Origin of the sequence: Alteromonas sp. ALT199 (assembly GCF_018619335.1) — a bacterium.
GTDB lineage: Bacteria > Pseudomonadota > Gammaproteobacteria > Enterobacterales > Alteromonadaceae > Alteromonas.
In genome coordinates this window covers 1-2,194 of the sequence record NZ_JAHHDX010000087.1, presented here as the reverse complement: position 1 = coordinate 2,194, position 2,194 = coordinate 1, and the positions used below count along the sequence as shown (strand labels likewise).

Below are 2,194 nucleotides of genomic sequence, written 5' to 3'. Positions count from 1 at the left end.
AAAGTTAGAAGGCGTCAGCCTAAACTACGTTTGGCTTTATAAAAATATCAGTTCAACCACCCTCACCTGTTGTTTCATACATCGCCCAAGCATTGGTAGTTTTAATGACACCGCGCTTACTTCAAAGGTTGCGCAATAGGCGCTTTACCGCCAAGTTCTTTTTCTAGGCCAACAGGCGCCATTGCACTTGGTAATTCATAGGGCGGCTTGCTTCAGTCAAATCAACTACATCACTGCACTGTTGTTTTACTTGTTTGTGTTAATAATCAATCGTATGCTGACTTTATTAGTTTTTAATAAGGCCAAAGGAATAGGCTCTGCTTCTAACAAAGCGCTTAAGCCACTCCCTTCGGTCGCTGGGACGCCTATACGCGGGGCGGCTTCGCCAATTATGCCCCACGTATCTACGCCCCTTAGCTTAAAGTTAGAAGGCGTCAGCCTAAACTGCGTTTCGCTTAATACAAATAACAGTTCAACCGCCCTCACCTGCTGTTTCAAAAATCGCTCTGGCTTTTGGTGGTTTTAACTTCGCCGCTTCAACTTCATAGGTTGCGCAATAGGCGCTTTATCGCCAAGTTCTTATTTTCAGTCAGCAAGCGCCATTGCACTTGGTAATTCATAGGGCGGCTTGCTTCAGTCAAATCAACTACATCACTGCACTGTTGTTTTACTTGTTTGTGTTAATAATCAATCGTATGCTGACTTTATTAGTTTTTAATAAGGCCAAAGGTGCAGGCTCTGCTTCTAACAAAGCGCTTAAGCCACTCCCTTCGGTCGCTGGGACGCCTATACGCGGGGCGGCTTCGCCATTATGCCCCACGCATCTGCGCCCCTTAGCTTAAAGTTAGGTTCGTCCATTAATTTAAGTAAGGGTTTTCGAAATGAAAAAATACGGATTTAATATCGCAAGAGGACTAATCGCCCTTGTTTTGGTAGCAGGTGGCGGTGCCAAATTGGCAGGTGTTCCTGAGCTTCACGAAAGTTTTCATATTCTCGGGTTACCTGGGTGGTTTGGCTACTTCATCGGAGTGTGTGAAATTGCTGGCGCCATAGGATTATTCATTAGTTCCCTTAGCGCTATATCAGCTGCTGGTATCGCCACTATCATGAGTGGAGCCGTGTATTTTCACTTCATGTATACACCTCCTGCCGAAGGGATTCCTGCGCTTGTCATATTAGGTCTCAGTGTTTTTGTTGTTATAAAAACGAAATCGAAAATATTCAAATTCAGTAAAACCTAACAAGGCAATCCAGCATCAGCCACTGCGTGGCTTGGACAGCCTAGCCGTCGCTTGTTTTGTGCATGGCTACGCCATTTTCGCACAAAACAATCAACAACTAGTCTGCCGCTGATTGTGGCGTTATGTTCCTTGTTCAATATCGAGGGTAGTTTTGAAAAAGGTATTATTGCTTATTACATGGAGTTTCCTTATGACAACTGCAACGGCTGAAAATGTTTACTTCACAGCAACGGGTGAACAGAGTGGACTTCCAGTAGTTTACAGAAGCATGCACGCTGTCCCTACTGGAGTTTCAGAATCAGACTATCCAAATTTGATTAACATCTACTGGGGATTTGACGTAAACGAAAATAATGGAATGCCAAATGAAACAGCAAATAATCGACAAATTGAATTTGAAGATGCTATTTCGTCGTTAGACAAGAAAGAAATTAGCTTCCTAATGTTAGTCGCCACGGGAAGTGGAAGAAAAGAATGGGTGTGGTACGTTAAAGACGTTGACTCTTGGATGTCGCAGTTAAACTCATTACTGGCAGGGCATGAGGTGTATCCAATAGAAATTGAAATTTCTCAAGATCCTGATTGGTCTACCTATCACAACTTTCTAGCTGGGGTTAATGGAACATAACAAACGCATCAACTCAGTCGCTAGCGCTCCTTGGGACAAAAACACGTAGGCTCCCCTCGCTTCGCTCAGTATTATAGCCTACATATTTTTGCCCGTTATGCGGGCCGTTAGAAGCCAAGGAGAATCATGGCTCGTCGTTCAGAATTCAAAGGAATTGTAAGAAACTTTGCTCACATGCTAAGTAACCGCAATAACGATCATCTTGGTTACTGGACTACAGGACAACTATGCTTGCTCGCACAGCAACAGAACATCTCTTCTATATCAATCAATCTGTTAGAAATAGAGCATAACAGCTTAAAAAAACACTTCGAACCTTTTGCTA

General features: G+C 43.4%; 2 protein-coding genes and 1 pseudogene. All 3 read left to right on the top strand.

The window, feature by feature from the left end:
- Positions 1–881 precede the first annotated feature (881 nt).
- Positions 882–1,241 (top strand): DoxX family protein, encoded by a 360-nt coding sequence (locus KL866_RS09200; protein ID WP_025256683.1) that lies wholly within the window; start codon positions 882–884, stop codon positions 1,239–1,241.
- A 190-nt stretch (positions 1,242–1,431) separates the two neighbouring features.
- Positions 1,432–1,869, top strand: a complete 438-nt coding sequence (locus KL866_RS09195; RefSeq protein ID WP_214994754.1) for a DUF695 domain-containing protein — start codon at positions 1,432–1,434, stop codon at positions 1,867–1,869.
- A gap of 126 nt (positions 1,870–1,995) precedes the next feature.
- Positions 1,996–2,194, top strand: a pseudogene (locus tag KL866_RS09190) (hypothetical protein); the annotation flags it as partial.

Excerpts from the sequence above, each read along its gene's own strand:
- KL866_RS09200 (WP_025256683.1), top strand. The coding sequence starts at position 882 with ATGAAAAAATACGGATTTAATATCGCAAGAGGACTAATCGCCCTTGTT.
- KL866_RS09195 (WP_214994754.1), top strand. The coding sequence starts at position 1,432 with ATGACAACTGCAACGGCTGAAAATGTTTACTTCACAGCAACGGGTGAA.